The sequence below is a fragment of the Paraneptunicella aestuarii genome, assembly GCF_019900845.1.
GTDB lineage: Bacteria > Pseudomonadota > Gammaproteobacteria > Enterobacterales > Alteromonadaceae > Paraneptunicella > Paraneptunicella aestuarii.
Map to the genome: position 1 here is coordinate 4,179,075 of NZ_CP074570.1, position 15,890 is coordinate 4,194,964.

20 protein-coding genes are annotated in these 15,890 nt (G+C 43.0%); 9 read left to right on the plus strand and 11 right to left on the minus strand.

The window, feature by feature from the left end:
• Window positions 1-32 precede the first annotated feature (32 nt).
• The 9 genes from KIH87_RS16230 to KIH87_RS16270 all read left to right on the plus strand — a co-directional run bounded on the left by KIH87_RS16230 (window position 33) and on the right by KIH87_RS16270 (window position 5,163).
• Entirely contained in the window at window positions 33-239 is a 207-nt protein-coding gene (locus KIH87_RS16230) for a hypothetical protein (protein WP_232358901.1), read from the plus strand.
• 480 nt (window positions 240-719) lie between these two features.
• Window positions 720-1,007 carry a helix-turn-helix domain-containing protein gene (locus KIH87_RS16235; RefSeq protein ID WP_232358902.1) on the plus strand — a complete coding sequence of 96 codons (288 nt, stop codon included), beginning with the start codon at window positions 720-722 and terminating at the stop codon, window positions 1,005-1,007.
• Window position 1,008: 1 nt separating this feature from the next.
• Window positions 1,009-1,722, plus strand: coding sequence for a hypothetical protein (locus tag KIH87_RS16240; RefSeq protein WP_232358903.1), 714 nt, complete (start codon window positions 1,009-1,011; stop codon window positions 1,720-1,722).
• Between the two features lie 104 nt (window positions 1,723-1,826).
• Entirely contained in the window at window positions 1,827-1,970 is a 144-nt protein-coding gene (locus KIH87_RS16245) for a hypothetical protein (RefSeq protein ID WP_232358904.1), read from the plus strand.
• Window positions 1,971-2,163: 193 nt separating this feature from the next.
• On the plus strand, window positions 2,164-2,871 hold the full coding sequence (locus KIH87_RS16250; protein ID WP_232358905.1) for an AraC family transcriptional regulator: 708 nt from the start codon (window positions 2,164-2,166) through the stop codon (window positions 2,869-2,871).
• A gap of 102 nt (window positions 2,872-2,973) precedes the next feature.
• The gene (locus KIH87_RS16255) at window positions 2,974-3,312 is read left to right on the plus strand and encodes a tRNA-binding protein (protein ID WP_232358906.1); all 339 of its coding nucleotides are present in this window, start codon (window positions 2,974-2,976) and stop codon (window positions 3,310-3,312) included.
• 98 nt (window positions 3,313-3,410) lie between these two features.
• Window positions 3,411-3,842 carry a transcriptional repressor gene (locus tag KIH87_RS16260; protein WP_232358907.1) on the plus strand — a complete coding sequence of 144 codons (432 nt, stop codon included), beginning with the start codon at window positions 3,411-3,413 and terminating at the stop codon, window positions 3,840-3,842.
• Window positions 3,843-4,204: 362 nt separating this feature from the next.
• Complete coding sequence (locus KIH87_RS16265) at window positions 4,205-4,672, plus strand: chemotaxis protein CheX (protein ID WP_232358908.1); 468 nt, start codon at window positions 4,205-4,207, stop codon at window positions 4,670-4,672.
• Window positions 4,673-4,743: 71 nt separating this feature from the next.
• Window positions 4,744-5,163, plus strand: a complete 420-nt coding sequence (locus KIH87_RS16270) for a secondary thiamine-phosphate synthase enzyme YjbQ (protein WP_232358909.1) — start codon at window positions 4,744-4,746, stop codon at window positions 5,161-5,163.
• A gap of 24 nt (window positions 5,164-5,187) precedes the next feature.
• Here KIH87_RS16270 and KIH87_RS16275 read toward each other — a convergent pair whose 3' ends face one another.
• The 11 genes from KIH87_RS16275 to KIH87_RS16325 all read right to left on the minus strand — a co-directional run bounded on the left by KIH87_RS16275 (window position 5,188) and on the right by KIH87_RS16325 (window position 15,692).
• Entirely contained in the window at window positions 5,188-5,823 is a 636-nt protein-coding gene (locus KIH87_RS16275) for a DUF4919 domain-containing protein (protein WP_232358910.1), read from the minus strand.
• Window positions 5,824-5,888: 65 nt separating this feature from the next.
• A complete protein-coding gene (gene dnaB, locus KIH87_RS16280) occupies window positions 5,889-7,280 on the minus strand; it encodes a replicative DNA helicase (RefSeq protein ID WP_232358911.1) in 1,392 nt (463 codons plus the stop codon).
• Window positions 7,281-7,447: 167 nt separating this feature from the next.
• On the minus strand, window positions 7,448-8,419 hold the full coding sequence (locus KIH87_RS16285; RefSeq protein ID WP_232358912.1) for a DUF4097 family beta strand repeat-containing protein: 972 nt from the start codon (window positions 8,417-8,419) through the stop codon (window positions 7,448-7,450).
• A gap of 26 nt (window positions 8,420-8,445) precedes the next feature.
• Complete coding sequence (locus KIH87_RS16290; RefSeq protein ID WP_232358913.1) at window positions 8,446-8,973, minus strand: hypothetical protein; 528 nt, start codon at window positions 8,971-8,973, stop codon at window positions 8,446-8,448.
• Entirely contained in the window at window positions 8,960-9,532 is a 573-nt protein-coding gene (locus tag KIH87_RS16295; protein ID WP_232358914.1) for an RNA polymerase sigma factor, read from the minus strand. Before KIH87_RS16295 ends, KIH87_RS16290 begins: the two co-directional genes overlap by 14 nt.
• A gap of 177 nt (window positions 9,533-9,709) precedes the next feature.
• Entirely contained in the window at window positions 9,710-10,162 is a 453-nt protein-coding gene (gene rplI, locus KIH87_RS16300; protein ID WP_232358915.1) for a 50S ribosomal protein L9, read from the minus strand.
• Between the two features lie 31 nt (window positions 10,163-10,193).
• Complete coding sequence (gene rpsR, locus KIH87_RS16305; protein WP_232358916.1) at window positions 10,194-10,421, minus strand: 30S ribosomal protein S18; 228 nt, start codon at window positions 10,419-10,421, stop codon at window positions 10,194-10,196.
• Between the two features lie 24 nt (window positions 10,422-10,445).
• Entirely contained in the window at window positions 10,446-10,835 is a 390-nt protein-coding gene (gene rpsF / locus KIH87_RS16310) for a 30S ribosomal protein S6 (protein WP_232358917.1), read from the minus strand.
• A gap of 217 nt (window positions 10,836-11,052) precedes the next feature.
• A complete protein-coding gene (locus KIH87_RS16315; protein ID WP_232361510.1) occupies window positions 11,053-11,952 on the minus strand; it encodes a DMT family transporter in 900 nt (299 codons plus the stop codon).
• A gap of 256 nt (window positions 11,953-12,208) precedes the next feature.
• Window positions 12,209-14,026 (minus strand): trans-sulfuration enzyme family protein, encoded by a 1,818-nt coding sequence (locus tag KIH87_RS16320; protein WP_232361511.1) that lies wholly within the window; start codon window positions 14,024-14,026, stop codon window positions 12,209-12,211.
• 718 nt (window positions 14,027-14,744) lie between these two features.
• Window positions 14,745-15,692 carry an alpha/beta hydrolase gene (locus tag KIH87_RS16325; RefSeq protein ID WP_232358918.1) on the minus strand — a complete coding sequence of 316 codons (948 nt, stop codon included), beginning with the start codon at window positions 15,690-15,692 and terminating at the stop codon, window positions 14,745-14,747.
• Window positions 15,693-15,890: the final 198 nt, after the last annotated feature.

Here is a 15,890-nt window from a genome sequence, read left to right on the forward strand (position 1 = left end):
ATCAATATGTTACACGGACTAAGAAGTTACTTATGGATATCATTGAACTCATTGAAAATATGCAAAAAACATTAAGCCAGACTGAAGCTGTCTTAATCGCGACCTCAGCAAATGACCAGTTTACCTCGTTAAATGAGGACACTTTGTCAAATCTTCTATGGCTTATCGGCGATAATCTTCGAAATGTAAAAAAAGATATGAATGCTCTACTTGAGGGTATAGAACATATAAATGCATAGATAATACCCCTGCAATTTTCACGTTGGGAAAACTGAAATATTATCAATACAGCTTTCCCATTTTCATGTCCATGAAAGGTGTATCTACCTTGACCTGTATTCCGGTTTTATCGCTCTCTAACATTCAATGAGAGCATTCGCTATTTTTACAGCTAGATAAAATTTATCAACAGGTAAACCAGCGGGATAAATAAAAATTAAGTTTAAGAATCAAACAGTTTTTTTCAAACCACAATAAAAGTATGGATTTGAATTCACATATCTAAAGTTCTAGATTAAAATATGTCCACTAGGAGATCTGACAAAAACGCATTGTTTAAGCAATATCGCGAAACATACCTACATGTTAATAACTTTTCGGTTATTTTTATACCCACCAAGCGCGATCATGTTTAAGCTGCTAACATTGTATAGAAGTTATACAGTTTTATACTGCGATTTTTGTTATTACGTAAATTCATTTTGGGTTAGTGAATAAATATGTCTGGCACTTTATATAGTACAAAGCAAGAACACATTGAGCTTTCCGCGACCTTAAAGCAGGTAAGAAAAGAAGTTCCAGGAAAGTTTACTCAGCAAGAACTTGCTGATCGGCTGGGCCTCAGTAGGGAAACTGTCGTTGCAATAGAAAATTGTCATTTAAGTGCAATGGAATCTCTGGAACTGGCAACTGTAGAAAAATGGTGGAAAGTCTGCAAACAAAGAGGTATAACTCAGAGAACCAAAGAGCGATTTGTCGGTCTGATCACAAAGATCCTTCATATATAATTTGTTTTTTTCTCCTGTTGTTGAAAAGTTTGTACGCACATTCATTGCATTATCTCTGGTCTCAGCCGGAATCTACACCTTTGGTAATGCACAACTCTTTGATCGTCTTTACATCCTCATCATATTAACCGTTGGTTTTTTCGTCAGAAAAGACATCAACATGGTAGGCATAATTGCTCTGTTAGGAGCACAACGCCTTGTAGAAGAAGCTGGATATGTCTTCATTCACAGCCAGTTTATTCCTATCAAAGCTATGATTTACCTATGTTGTACCGTCGGCCTATATAAAATCCGATTTGACCCATTTCGATATCCCCTTGGAATCATATTAGCCATTTCAATTTCTGCTGAATTTTACTGGTATTACACTGATTACAAAGCGCCTGTTGTATGGTGGCATGTACTACTTATTACAAATTCCATGCTAGTCAGGAAACTGATCTGGATGCGAGAACTCTGGACTAAGCGTCATTTTCCAGGAAAGGCTCGTTCACTTGATATGGATTATTATATTTACGAACTCTGCAAGGTTTACATCTGGGTTAATATAGCCATGGTATTGGAATACATGGTTAGGCACATACTCCTTAAGAAACAAATCCTGTACGTTTATTATTCTTTTCCCTATGTCGTTCACAGCATAACAGTGGTGACATTGTTGTTACTGGTGGATCAGAGTATTAAAAGTATCAATGCCAGAATGATTAAAGTTTAATCTATTCAATTCAATCTCAACCCTTCATAATTTCTCTGTGGATTGCATTCCATAATGTGGATTTAGACCCACTCATATTCATTTGTAACCGAAGAGAGGAAATTATGAAAAAAGCTGTAATCACCGCATTATTGGTTTCTACGTTAACGTTATCAAACGCCGCAATGGCAACAGGTGGAGCACTAGGTGGTGACCCTGAAAACAACTGTACAACCGTCTGGTATGAATTGATATTTAATTGGTTCTAAACAGAAAAAACCAGCTAATAGCAAAAACAAATTCTTACGGTGAGAGTGCTTCAGCCTCTCGCCTGTTTTTCTGCAACTCAAAAACATCCAACTCGCATCCATTGCTAAACACTCCTTATGCCCTACTATTAATGGGTATCACAAGCGTGCTGAATATACACATTACTGAACACGACCATCACATCAGGCTAAAATGAAACACTTTTCTATTCGTTCATACACAAAACGACTAAGCAGCCACATTCACAACTACCATCAATTGGTTTTTCCAATATATGGCACCATTGATATGACAGTGAATAATTTTCACGGAAGTGTAAATATTGGCGAGTGTATAGTTATTCAAGCGAATCAACGGCATGGTTTTAAGGCTCATCACGAAGCCAGATTTATTGTCGTCGATACTCCCACACTACCGGAAAATATTCTGGAGCTTAATCCCCCCAAATTCCGCATTTCTTCAACCTTGCTACGATTTATCCAATTTATAGAGGAACAGCTAACTCAACCCATTCCTGATCAATTACAACACAGCATGTACCAGCTATTTGAACAACTCCTCACGCAGCAGGCCACACATGCAAAAATTGATAAACGCATCGAAAATGCCCTGAACATCATTCATAAAAACCTATCTATTCCTCATAGCATTAATGATTTATCTCGTCAGGTTCATCTAAGTCAAACTCAATTTAAAGTGCTGTTTAAAGAGCACATAGGCACAACTTGCCACCAATATTTAACTCAATGTCGAATGGAAAAAGCCAAAGCCCTGCTTACCAATACTGATACGCCCGTGAATCTCATTGCAGAACAGGTAGGTTACACCTCCCCTTCCAGCTTTAGCCGGCAATATAAGGCATTCTTTGGACATCCACCCAAACGGCATAGTCAAAATTAGCATGTCCGTCTTTTCCGCTCAGTAAAGCGCCTCTTCCGCACACAAAGAAAATAAAAGCTCATTATTATTATCGCTTCCTTTATCAATATATGGCGTATTTGCATGAACAACTTAAGTTGGGATGATTTCCAGAAAGTAGAATTAAGAGTGGGTACTATTATTACTGCCGAACCCTTTCCTGAAGCCAGAAATCCGGCTTATAAGCTCACTATTGACTTCGGAACCGACATTGGCATCAAAAAATCCAGTGCTCAAATAACCCGAGTTTACTCATTGGAAGAATTACCAGGTAAGCAAATCATTGCCGTAGTTAATTTTCCGAAAAAACAAATCGGCCCCTTCATGTCAGAATGCCTGGTAACCGGGTTTTATCGTAACGATAGAGAGGTAGTTCTCGCGGTTCCAGACACAAAGGTTCCCAATGGTTGTAAACTCGCCTAAATCTAACCCAATACTTACAAATCTATTCATTATTACAATAGACACATCACCGCCATGCTATGTTAGACTTGTCGCCATACCAGTGACTAAAGTAACTCATGGATCAACAAGTATTAATTAAAAAAGCTCGTCATTTCTGTGAATCGAAAGGTGTACGATTTACAGCCTTACGAGAAAAGGTATACAGCATTCTTTTAAGTCATCAGAATGCTGTCGGCGCCTATGATTTGCTGGATGAACTAAAGAAAACAGAAGACTCAGCAAAACCAGCCACAGTATATCGAGCTTTAGAATTCCTTTTGGAATTAGGTATGATCCACCGACTCGAATCGAATAATGCGTTTATCGCCTGTCACCATTTTGGTTGCAGCCATCCGGTACAATTCCTGATTTGTGATACATGCGGAAATGTTCAGGAAATTCAATCTGACGGATTACAAGACAAGCTTGAAAAACAAGCGCAGTCGGTTGGGTTTCGAGTCACCAGACAAACAATTGAAGCTCACGGAGTGTGCTCTCATTGTCAGTGATGTAGTCAGAACATCAAAATAGATGGCATTTGATGGCAATATTCTCAATGTGTCGATATTCTGACTCATCAATGGCACATAATGTGCTTTAATTAAAAGACCAAGATTGAAATCAGAAAGTACCAATAGCGTTAAACCCAGAACGATAAAAATGCGGGATGTTTGCTTTCTCGCTCTATACATAAAGTTTTAACGCTTGAATATGATTTCAAATTACACATTTACTTGTGAATGAAATATTTTTACCATTCACATAAGTTAAAACAACTTGATAGTTCAGAACATCTCAGCAGTATGATTAGCTTTTTGAATACAACTTGTTTCCTTATTGAGACTGACTAGCAACGGAAAAAACGACCAATATGAATGCAGAATTTATCAATCCTTTTATAGCGGCATTTAAAAACGTACTGGAAACAATGGCGATGATGACCCTCACCGCTGAAGCTCCAAAGAAAAAGGAAGACGATCTGGCTTGCGGTGATGTCACCGGTTTGCTAGGTATGACAGGCCCCCAACTCAAAGGCTCATTCTCCATTACCTTTGAGGCTCCACTGGCACTAGATATCATGAGCAAGATGTTGGGAGAGAAGCCCACTACAATTAACGCTGAGGTGATTGATTTGGTCGGTGAACTGACCAATATGGTGGCTGGTGGTGCCAAAAATACACTAGGAGAAAGCGGATTTGATTTCGGTATGGCGACCCCCGTTGTAGTAAGCGGTAAAAATCACACAATTTCACATCGAGTAGATGGCCCTAAGCTCATTCTTCCTTTCAAGGGGGAAGCTGGTCGTGCATTTATCGAAATTTGTTTCGAAAAAGCTTAAACCTTAAGTTTTGCCATTAAAGGAACGCATTGCAGTCGCGTTCCCGTTGACGTACTCAAGAGCTTTAATGCATGTGGATCCAACGAACCATTCAACTGAATGAAAAATCACGAGGCTTTCATCTCATCACTCGTGAAATTCAGCAACAGTTACCTGAGTTACACTCCGTACAGGTAGGTTTGTTGCACCTTTTCATTCAACACACCAGCGCCAGTCTCACTATAAATGAAAATGCCGACCCCACAGTGCGTAGTGATATGGAAGCACATATAAACAGAATGGTTCCCGAGAATGCTCCCTATTACAAGCATACTTACGAAGGGGCAGATGATATGCCCGCTCATATTAAAGCAAGCCTGCTAGGAAATAGCGTGAGTATCCCAATATCCAATGGGGAGATGGCATTGGGAACCTGGCAAGGTATTTATTTAGGGGAACATCGAGATTACGGTGGTAAACGTCGTATTTTAGCCACCATTCAGGGTCAATAGCAGCTATATCTGTTCAGAATAAAATTATAGGTCGCCGTAGCCTTTTTCCAACTGAATGGAAATATCAAAGTAGAGATCAAATTCTTCTTCAATCTCCGATTCCATCACCGTCATCACATCGTAGGGCTTGCCTTTATGAAACCTGAGCCCCTGCTCTTTTACTTCCAACCCTAACATGCCAAGAAAGGTTTTTAGTTCTCCGATACTGATTGTCGTATAAGCTGATTCGAAAGTACGTCCATTACCGCCACTAGAAATAGAAGAGAACAAGCCATTTAACACGTACTGGTGATAGTTGGCGCGCTCTTCATTATGAAGCTCCAAATGGCACACCATCGCCAAATAGTGTCCATCCATGCTGATATAAGCCGTACTCAATATCTTGTCAGCCTGATTCACACATCCCTGGTAATCCTTTTCATCAAAGCGAGCAAACGCTTCCTCTATCACACTTTGGGAAACGACACCGTATGGGTCATAGTGAATCGTATCGGTATAAGCCATACGAAGACCGAGAAAATCGGCGTCGGGAGACTGACTCTTGATATTTTCCAATAACATCTGATATTTAAGCTGATACTGAACCTGTAAGCGCTCACTTGTCGTTTGACATCCAAACAGGGACAATATTGCCAGGACACTGAGAAAAACCTGTTTCATCAGGTAGTTACCTCGCAGAAAAATCTGCAAATAATCAATAAACGACTAACACACCGCTATACTGGCTAGTAATCATCCATCATAGCGGGTGCAGCATAATTATCAAATCGGGAAAATTTCCCCTGGAAAGTCAGGCGCACTGTACCAATAGGGCCGTTACGCTGCTTACCGATAATAACCTCGGCTACGCCTTTGTCGGGAGAATTTTCGTTATAAACTTCATCACGGTAAATGAACATGATCAAGTCGGCGTCCTGCTCGATAGAACCTGATTCACGCAAATCTGAGTTTACCGGGCGTTTATCCGCACGTTGTTCCAAACTACGGTTAAGCTGTGACAACGCCACCACAGGCACTTCCAATTCTTTTGCCAACGCTTTAAGAGAGCGGGAAATCTCGGCAATTTCCAAGGTTCTGTTATCAGAAAATTGTGGCGCTCGCATTAGCTGCAAATAGTCCACCATGATCAAACTAATACCACCATGATCTCTGGCAATCTTACGAGCTCTGGTGCGCACATCCATGGGCGTCAAACCCGAGGAATCATCAATAAAGAGGTTATTCTTTTCCGCCATAAGCTTCATGGCATCCGATAATTTCACCCAATCTTCATCGTTCAATTGTGCTGTACGAACACTGGTTTGGTTTACCCTGCCAACAGAAGCCAACATCCTCATCATAATCTGCTCAGAGGGCATCTCAAGGCTGAATACCAACACAGGTTTATCCTGCGTCAACATAGCATTTTCACACAAGTTCATGGCAAATGTGGTTTTACCCATTGAAGGACGTGCTGCCACGATAATTAGATCCGAGCGCTGCAAGCCACTGGTCTTCTTATCCAAGTCGACATAACCCGTCGAAACCCCGGTGATCTCGCTTCCCGCTTTCGCTAACGAGTCAATACGGTCGATGGTCGCACCAAGAATCTGTTTTAAGGGCTGAGGGCCTTCACTTTGAGTGGTTCGCTTTTCTGCAATTTCAAATACTTTGCTTTCAGCCAGATCCAGAATGTCACTACTGGCTCGCCCTTCTGGGTTAAAACTGGCTTCTGAGATTTCATTCGCCGCGCCAATTAACTCGCGACGAATGGCCTGTTCTTTAATGATTTCAGCATACGCCACAACGTTTGCGGCACTGGGAGTATTTTTAGCCAACTCACCAAGGTAGGCAAAGCCACCCGCTTCGACAAGCTGCTCATGATGTTCCAAATCTTCCGATACCGTAACCAGGTCTACAGGTTGGTTACGCTCTAATAATCGAATGATAGAACGATAGATGTATTGGTGAGAACGGTTGTAAAAATCAACGTCAATTAATACGTCGGTTACCTTATCCCATGAATCTGGAGCAATCAGCATACTTCCCAACACCGATTGCTCGGCTTCAATAGAATGGGGGGGAATTTTTAGCTTTGCGACCTTGGATTCAGGATCTTTGGCTGGCACACCTTTCACGTTACTAATCTCGTCAACTTACCTCAACGTTTCATTATCCTAGAATACACTCTCCTTAGCCAGTTTTCCTTAAAAGCATTTAAAAAAAAGTGCATCACTAAAAAACCGCTGCCATCCTTGGCTTTGCTCTATTATTATTCTAAACAATATATTTATTATTCAAAAGGTTAGTCTATTTTTTTAAGTAGCACCTTACCACTCACTGTTGAAACAGAAACCTCAGCTTCTCCCTCTCCAGTAGTGAAATTTAACCATCTGCCGGGACCATAGCGATCACGTTGCTGCTCATCTTTAGTGATCTCATTTACAATACGTCCCCCCGCATGCGCTTCCACTTTGAATCGAGCAGAAACATCCCGAGGTACAGCTAATTGGATTTTGCCACCGACACTGCTCACTTCTATATCCGCGTCTTTTACCGGTGCAAACTGAGCTTCCACCTGACCATTCACCGTAGAAATTTCAAGTCGATCAATTCTATCCAGCTTTAAATCAATGTGGCCATTAACAGTTTCGACGCTCACTTCTTTGCTCTTAATATCAGAGGCAATATGCCCATTAACCGCACTAAAGTGGGCTTCGCGAGCCTCAGATTGCTTGTCATCAATGCTGCCGTTTACCGTTTCAATTCGAACATCGCCATTTAGCTGCTTGCTAGACACATCTCCATTCACAGACTCAATCCGAATTTTACCTTGCGCATCGCTCAGGTTAATTTTGCCATTAACCGTTTCAACCCCAACGCCAGAATGTAATTTATCCAAGGTCACATTGGCATTCACACTGGTATAACTTACAGGCCCATTACGTGGTACGAAAATCTCCAAATCATCACCACCGCCATTACGCGATTGGCGATTGTTTCGAGGCATTTCAACTTTAATTTCAATACCTGAGTCAGTGCGTCGAAAAACAAACTCCTCAGCGTTATCATCCAGCTCACCTTTTACCTGTATCAACTCCTTATCCCAACCGGTGATTTTAGCCTTACCATTGAGGTGCTCAATCTCGATAAAGTCGCCAGCTTTCGCTTCCAAAGTGGCATCCACTTTTTCTCCACTAAGCGCACTAAAGCTGAACATTGATAAAGCGCTAAGAAAAAAGAAGCTGGGAAAAATACTATTATTCATACGATTCATTCTGTCTCTCCTGATCCTGACAACAGTTATATCTGCTGCCATTTCGGCTCATAAACGGTTTCAATTAATGAGATTTGTTGCTGGTGCACCTGTTGCAACATTTTTAACAAGGCCATGTTATTCGGGTCGTTTTGCAAAGCGAGTTTGATAGCTTTAGCGGCATCATCCAGCTCTTGAAGCTGTTCCTGCCAATTATTGGTCACTGCGCTCTGCCCTTCATAGCTGGCTAATAAAGCCTGCTTTTGCTGTTGATGCTGTTCTTCCAACATCTGAACTAATTGCTCAGACGTAGGGTAATTACTTGTTTCAGGTACATTTGAATAATTTGCCCACATCAGTACCGCAACAAATACCACACTAGCAGCCATCGCAAAGGCAAACATAGGCTGACGAATGCTGGAAAACCATCTTCTATCATCTTCATATCTAGAAGAAACCTGCGTCGATGACTCAGTAATCGCAATATCAATGCCTGTCCATAAATCGCGCTCAGGCTCAATGCTGTTAGGCATTTCATTAATTCGTTGCTGCAAATCCTGCTCAAACTTCTTCATCTGCATACCCCATCCAGGATTTAATTAATTGCTTGGCGCGGTGAAACTGCGCCTTACTGGAGCCCACGGCAATATTCATCATGTCGGCAATCTCTTCATGGCGATATCCTTCCAGTGCATGTAACACAAATACTATGCGGGCTCGCTCTGGTAATCGGGAAACGTACTGTTCTAAATCCACCTCATCACAAGAGCCTTGTTCGGGGCTCATGTCAGCTTCACTGTCTTCCAGATTAAACAAATTCTGCCAAAAGCTCTTTTGTGAACGTAAATATGAAATGGTCACATTCGAGGCCACACTGTGCAGCCAGGTTTTAAATTGGCTCTCACCTCGGTAATTCCCCAATTTTTTCCACACCTGGATAAACACTTCCTGTGTAGCTTCTTCCGCCATAGCTTGCTGCCCGGTTAGCCTCAAGCACAACGCATAAACCCTACCCACATGCATTTTATAAAGCTCATGGAAAGCCTTGCGATCACCTTGCCTACTTGCCTCAATCAAATGATTAATCTGTGGCAACGGCACGATATTGTCGTGGGATGTTTTTGCTACTGCCAAACCAATGTTCCGATGTTTATGTTATTCGCCAATACACAATGGGATTTAATATTTGAAAGGTTAGTCGCCAATCAATTCAGAAAGGTTTAAATGAAAAATAAAAAAATAATGGCCTAAAACGAAAAAAGCACCAACTCTTACGAGTTGATGCTTTTTGAAATCCGAAGTAAAAAGCAATTAAGCTTCTTTGATCACAACCACTTTGATTGGAGCAAATACTTCTGAATGTAATTGCAAGTCGATTTCGTACTCACCAACATCACGGATAGTACCGTGTGGCATACGCACTTCAGACTTGGCAACCGCAACGCCAGCAGCTGTAACAGCTTCGGCGATATCGCGAGTACCAACAGAACCGAACAATTTGCCTTCGTCACCTGCTGGAGAAGCAATAGTTACTTCGCCCAGGCTAGCAATTTGCTCAGCTTTTGCTTTAGCGTTTGCCAATACATCAGCAATTTTCGCTTCAAGCTCTGCACGACGTTGCTCGAATTTTTCAACGTTATCTTTAGTTGCAGGAACAGCTTTACCTTGTGGGAACAAGAAGTTACGTGCGTAACCTGCTTTAACTGTTACTGTGTCGCCCAAACCGCCCAAGTTGGCAATTTTGTCTAGTAGAATGATATTCATCTTGCTACCTCGTTAAATTCGCCAATGACGATTACTTGTGAGAATCAGTATAAGGCAACAAAGCCAAGAAGCGAGCACGCTTGATAGCCGTTGACAACTGACGTTGATATTTAGCACTAGTACCAGTGATACGGCTAGGTACGATTTTGCCATTCTCAGTGACATAGTTTTTCAACAAACCGATGTCTTTGTAATCGATCTCTTGCACGCCTTCAGCAGTGAAGCGGCAGAATTTACGACGTCTGAAATAGTTAGACATTTTTTATTTCCTCTATCCTAATTCTTATGCTTCGTCAGATGCGGCTTCAAAAGACGCGTCATCTCGTTTAGCAGGTCTTTCACGATGCTCAGGCTTGTTATCATTAGCCATTGGTGATGGCTCAGTAACAGCATTTTTAGTACGCATAATCATGTTACGCAGCACTACATCGTTGAAACGGAAAGCAGTTTCCAGCTCATCGACCGCTTCAGAAGTAGCTTCTGCATTGATCAATACATAGTGAGCTTTGTGCAGCTTCTCGATAGGATAGGCTAGTTGACGACGGCCCCAATCTTCCAAACGGTGAATTTTGCCACCATCGGCAGTCAGGATACCTGTATATCTTTCGATCATACCAGGTACTTGTTCACTCTGATCAGGGTGAACCATAAATACGATTTCGTAATGACGCATTGTAAGCTCCTTACGGTTAGTGCCTTGTATAGCTCAGCCACACTATGTGAAGGCAAGGAACGGTTGAATGTCGGCTGATTTAAGGGCGCGAAGTATACGTTAAGTTCTGCTTAAAACACAAGCATTAATTCATCAACACCAAGCCTTGGGCATAAGCGTGGAACGTCACGGAATTCTTAAAGCTTCATATTACGAATAGAGAATTACGAATAGAGAACTAAAACATTGCCTGAACTTTGATGAAAAAATCCTGCCCCAACAAGATCATGACTCCTGCAACGGCAACACCTGACCACAACAAAGCCCGTTTAGGTATAGATTCCCCCATCACTCGCGCCACGAGCAACGACAACAATACGCTGGTGGCGAAAAGCGTTTGTACTACTGCCGCAGGCGTATGAGCAAAAGACAGCATCTGCAAGTACATCGCCGCCAACGTGCCCACAAAACTTGCAGCCACCAGCAAACTCCAGGCTTGAGAAGGATTAGTAGTTACAGGCAGCCAGGGCTTCTTACGCCAAACCAGCAGCAACATAACTATCATCAAACCACCTACCAATCGAATCAATGAGGCATCGGCCGGTGTGGCTTCTCCAGCGGTTAAAATATCGCGACTGATCACAGCGCCAACCGATTGACAAACTGCTGCACCGCCAGCAAACCAATAACCCGATGGTTGAACCTGCTCATATTGGCTCCGCTTGTTCTGCTTCACAATCATATCGACAGAAAACAGTACGACCGCAGCGCCTAACCATTGTTGCCAGGTTAACCATTCAGAAATCCACGCCATTGCCAACAAGGCAGTAAACACTGGCGCAAAGGTTTCAGCGATCAATACCGATTGGCTATCGCCAATTCGTCGCAGTGCAGCAAAAAAGAAGGTATCACCAATACCAATGCCAATAATGCCGCTTAATAGCAGCCAGAAGATTTGGTTTTGAGTTAACGACAAGGGAGCAGGATCTAACCAGCTAAATATCACTAATCCAATAATCGCCACCACGCCTTTCCATAAGTTCAACGACAACGCTGAAAAGTGACTCCCTAAAATCCTGAACATACGCGCTGCCACCGCCCAACACAGCGCTGTTAATAATGCGGCTACTTCTCCAATCAAGCTAACCTGAACCTTACTGCAAGATAAAAACGAAGCGGGATAATAGCAGGATGTTTCGAGGATAAAAATCAGGCTCTTATTCTTTGCTGAAATTTGATAAGAGCCCGTGTTTAACAAGTCAGCCACAGAAATTTAATCGCAGACTCGCGCTCTCTTTATTTAAGAAAGAAATCCATTGAAGCTCCACAGCCGCTTCCTTGCGGCTGAAGGTCTGCTAAAAACTTCGGTGCTGGCTATTTAGATGTAAAGCCTGTTATGCACCCACAACATGATCAGAGGTAAAACGCCCATCCAACAGCTCACGCGTGCTTGCCACACTATGATAATGCTGCTGACACATGCGATTAGCCGTTTCCAGATACAACTCATCCACCTGTTCTGGCGACATAAAACCATCACTAAACCCAGGCAAAACCGGGTCGATATGCAAACGCACCACATTAATAAAGTGCGCAATCAACTCCTTGATGTTTTCGGTTCCCACCGCAATACGCATGGTTGTCAGGTAAATACCTGCATCTCGTTGCTCAGCTTGCCCCATTTCAGAGTGTGACGTTAACGCTGGGCACAGAATAATGGTGTTGTTCTGACCAATGCTCACCTGATGGCTAAACGCCGGTTCCAACGCATCAAAGAAACGCACAAATGTATCGCGCTCTAATCCGGCCTTTTCCATATCAACGGTAAATAGCGCACAAGGCCAACCGTGGCGCATCAGCTTCTTACGGATATTGGCATTCGGATGACTATTAATACTATGGCAATGCACATTCATCGCCGGATGCGAGAACAAGAACTCACTCAACACCTGAGTATTAATACTCTTGCTCAAAATACGTTGTTCAAGAGTTTTCATGCCCGTCAACACGTCAAAAGCTTTCTCTGAATCCAGAAACGCGCCTTTGATGTAATACACATCCCAGAACATGGTTTTGCTCCAGTCATAACCTTTTTCGCACTGGCCTTTGGCCTGGAACATACGCCAGGTTTCTGCGATCACCACACCCGCCGTTGTGGCACCACTACCGCAGATATCCTTGGTATAGCTGTGTACCACATAATCCGGACGCTCACGCTTATCGGAACGTTGCAGAGGCTGGTTCAAAACCGGCGTTGCCAAGGTAGAATCCAGCATCACCACATGGCCGTCTTTGTGCGCAACACGACAAATTCCCGGCACATCCAAAACGTAACCATGCGGGTTACAAGGTGACTCAATGTACACATGCAGTTGCTTGTTTTGCAGACGCTTCTGATGCTTCAACTTCACTTCTTGCATAAATCTGGCAAATTCAGCTTCTTCATAGCCATCAAACCATTCAATTTGAATATCCAGACGGTTTTCACGAGCGAAGAAATCATGCAACAACTGATACACGCCGCCATAGACATTGCGCGACACAATCAACACATCGCCATGTCCAAGCACATTCGACAGCATGGCATCAATCGCCGCCATACCCGAGTTAAAGTTCCACGCCAAATAATCCGCAGCAAAAGGGCCCGCTTCCAACTCAACAATCGCGTTCGCCAGAGAAATATTGGTCGGGTTCAATAAACGGGAATAAATCTGGTGTGTGGCTTCTTTGCCCTGAAAAGCATCATCAACCCACTCGGTACAGGCATAGACATAAGTTGCAGTACGCACCACAACCGGTGTTGCAGAGAAAAGCGCCGTGACATTGTCAAATAAAGGATAGTGAGACTTTGACACCTGCGAACCGGTTTGCTGCTGCAAACTCTGGTAAGTGGCGCGAAACGGGTTTTGCAAGGTATCCAGCACCTTGGCGATTTGGAACGACAAGAATTTCTTGGCATTGAAATAGGCGATCTTGTCTTTGCGGTCTAACGTCGCTAACGTGCGGTTTGTCACCTGCCACAAATTGCTGATATCCAACTGCGCCTGATACAAATGCATTGCTGCGTCATACAGGCTTTGACCATATTCACTGCTCTTATCAATACCGAAATGCTGCAATTGTTCTGCTGCCAGCTCTGGAATAGAGTTCGCTTGTGTAGAGTTACGTTTGGGAGATAAAACTTTTGCTTGTTCTAATTGTTTGTCTTGCATGGAAATACTACTTGTTGTGCAGCCAACAACGATATAGCAGAAGCCTAAACGTCTACTACCCGTCACTCAGCCTTATTACTAAAAGATCTTAATTATTAACCTTTGTTTAACATCTCCCCAAGACACAGATGTGTTAAACCAGCGAGGCATCAGGAAACATATGTTTACTGGCTTTAATGACTGGCAATAATATTTCACGCACATTTTCAGGATACATATTTGACCATAAATGAGTTTGTGTATTGCCCTTCAATAGAATAAATGAGAGTAATGAGGAAACCTGTCTCTGGATGGCGGCTCAAGGCCGCCATGACAGTGAATGATGTGAGAGATTTTGGAGATCCCGAAACAAGTTCGGGATGACGCAGGTTGGCTCGGAACGACGCTGGTTGGCTCGGAATGACGCTGGTTGGCTCGGGATGACGCAGGTTGGTTCGGAAAGACGCTGGTGCGCGCTTTCTCTGTCGTACCGGAAGGTCGTACCGGAAGGTCGTACCGGAAGCGCGAAGCGCTGTCCGGTCTCCATCCTAAAGCAATCCACTGAGCGAAAGGATTTGCAAGTCGAATAGAACCAACAAAGCACTGGATGGCGCATCAAGTGCGCCATGACATAGAACTTACGACATTGAGAGCACGCCATAACAAAGAACACTCCAAGGTGAGAGTGCGCCATGGCGAAGAGCACACGAAAGCAAGTATGTACCTACGAGCTCTACCACTAATTTTTACCAAATAAGAACATCAACGGCACATGTAACCTTGCATTCCAGCTTATTTCATCGTGCGCTGCACCTTTGAATACCTGAGTTGTCCAGTTAGCGTCAGAATAGCCTCGTTGCTGGATCACCTTGTCGGCCTGTTTCTGTAGCTCAGGGTAATACTGATCCAGCGTTTCTGTGCCCAAATCAAAATACAATCTATGGTTTGAGGGGTCGGGTAAATGCGCTGCCATATAGTCAAAAAAAGCTTGAGGAACTGGATTTGCTTTCCCTGAAACAGCACTTGGTATTGCCCCCGGCCAATGAGTAGAAATACAGGCCGCCGCACCAAATACATCGGGATATTCACTAATCGCATACATAGAAATTAAACCGCCCATGCTGGAGCCCATAATCGCGGTATGTTTTGCATCAGTTTTTACCGAGAAGGTCTTGTCTATGTATGGCTTTAACTCCTGTACCAAAAACTTCAAATAATTGTCAGACTCGATACGACCCGCAAACATTTTGCTCCCGGGCACTCTCTCTATACTTAACACCTCTGTCTGTTGCGCAGCACTTAGAGCCTGAAAGGGTTTCTGCGGGAAATACTCATCCATGCGTTTGCCCTTGTCCCTAAAATCACCGTTCGTCACCCCAACAACAATAAAATCAGTCACTTTACCCGAAGCGATCAACTGCCCGGCGACTTCGTCCACTCCCCATTCCTGTTTATTCCAGGTGGTGCTTGCATCAAACAACATTTGCCCATCGTGCATGTATAAAACGGAGTAGGTCTTCTTGTTGCTGTAGCTGTCAGGCAACCAAACAAATACGTCCTTATCATCAACATACTTGGATGGAAATCTTTCAATCTGATGCAATGAGCCCGTAGAAACCAGCATCGCATGTGAGAAATGAAAAGTAAGTAATAACAAACTACAAACAACAATATTTAATAGATACATAGATATGAATAAGCATGGGAGATAAAGGATAAGACGACTATAAAGGCAGGGTTAAAACAACACCAGACATCAAACAATGGATGCATACGAATTCATTGGATTAGAACAAGAGAGATTCGGCTTCCCTGCCAACTAGACACGTCCCCGGAGCAAATTCATTGCGGTATTTTTCTTGTAGACACTCATATGAAAACCGCA

Coding starts and splice junctions, on each gene's coding strand:
- KIH87_RS16230 (WP_232358901.1), top strand. CDS start 33: ATGGATATCATTGAACTCATTGAAAATATGCAAAAAACATTAAGCCAG.
- KIH87_RS16235 (WP_232358902.1), top strand. CDS start 720: ATGTCTGGCACTTTATATAGTACAAAGCAAGAACACATTGAGCTTTCC.
- KIH87_RS16245 (WP_232358904.1), top strand. CDS start 1,827: ATGAAAAAAGCTGTAATCACCGCATTATTGGTTTCTACGTTAACGTTA.
- KIH87_RS16250 (WP_232358905.1), top strand. CDS start 2,164: ATGAAACACTTTTCTATTCGTTCATACACAAAACGACTAAGCAGCCAC.
- KIH87_RS16255 (WP_232358906.1), top strand. CDS start 2,974: ATGAACAACTTAAGTTGGGATGATTTCCAGAAAGTAGAATTAAGAGTG.
- KIH87_RS16260 (WP_232358907.1), top strand. CDS start 3,411: ATGGATCAACAAGTATTAATTAAAAAAGCTCGTCATTTCTGTGAATCG.
- KIH87_RS16265 (WP_232358908.1), top strand. CDS start 4,205: ATGAATGCAGAATTTATCAATCCTTTTATAGCGGCATTTAAAAACGTA.
- KIH87_RS16270 (WP_232358909.1), top strand. CDS start 4,744: ATGTGGATCCAACGAACCATTCAACTGAATGAAAAATCACGAGGCTTT.
- KIH87_RS16275 (WP_232358910.1), bottom strand. CDS start 5,823: ATGAAACAGGTTTTTCTCAGTGTCCTGGCAATATTGTCCCTGTTTGGA.
- KIH87_RS16285 (WP_232358912.1), bottom strand. CDS start 8,419: ATGAATCGTATGAATAATAGTATTTTTCCCAGCTTCTTTTTTCTTAGC.
- KIH87_RS16290 (WP_232358913.1), bottom strand. CDS start 8,973: ATGAAGAAGTTTGAGCAGGATTTGCAGCAACGAATTAATGAAATGCCT.
- rplI (WP_232358915.1), bottom strand. CDS start 10,162: ATGAATATCATTCTACTAGACAAAATTGCCAACTTGGGCGGTTTGGGC.
- rpsR (WP_232358916.1), bottom strand. CDS start 10,421: ATGTCTAACTATTTCAGACGTCGTAAATTCTGCCGCTTCACTGCTGAA.
- rpsF (WP_232358917.1), bottom strand. CDS start 10,835: ATGCGTCATTACGAAATCGTATTTATGGTTCACCCTGATCAGAGTGAA.
- KIH87_RS16320 (WP_232361511.1), bottom strand. CDS start 14,026: ATGCAAGACAAACAATTAGAACAAGCAAAAGTTTTATCTCCCAAACGT.
- KIH87_RS16325 (WP_232358918.1), bottom strand. CDS start 15,692: ATGTATCTATTAAATATTGTTGTTTGTAGTTTGTTATTACTTACTTTT.